The sequence below is a fragment of the Staphylococcus sp. GDX8P54P genome (genome assembly GCF_017893165.1).
Taxonomy (GTDB): Bacteria; Bacillota; Bacilli; order Staphylococcales; family Staphylococcaceae; genus Staphylococcus; species Staphylococcus borealis.
On the sequence record NZ_JAESMM010000088.1, the window covers coordinates 268 to 739 of the forward strand.

1 protein-coding gene is annotated in these 472 nt (G+C 37.3%); it reads left to right on the plus strand.

The window, feature by feature from the left end; translation table 11 throughout:
- Positions 1-472, plus strand: a 472-nt coding sequence (locus tag KA909_RS13630; protein ID WP_245339406.1) for a phage tail tape measure protein, incomplete at both ends; no start/stop codon positions are given.

Sequence of the window (472 nt, forward strand, 5' to 3'; positions counted from 1 at the left end):
TGCAGGTACACCTGCACATTCATTAGGTGTTACATTAGAAGATACATCAGCAGCAATTGAAGTCATGAGTAATAGTGGACTTGAAGGCTCACAAGCAGGTACTGCTTTACGTGCATCTTTCATTAGATTAGCTAAGCCGTCTAATCAATCACAAAAAGCTATTGATAAATTAGGTATTTCAATGTCTAACTCGAAAGGCGAATTCGTCGGAATGCCTAATTTGATAGGACAATTTAAAAATGCGTTGCAAGGTATGACTAAAGACCAAAAACTTGCATATGTAGCACAAATTGTTGGTACAGAAGCTGCAAGTGGTTTCTTAGCATTGATTGACGCAGGTCCAGCTAAACTTAAAAAGTATAGCGACTCATTGAAAAACTCAAATGGTGCATCAAAAGAAGCAGCCGATAAGATGAAAGATAATTTAAAAGGATCACTTGAACAATTAGGTGGTGCTTTTGAATCACTAGGT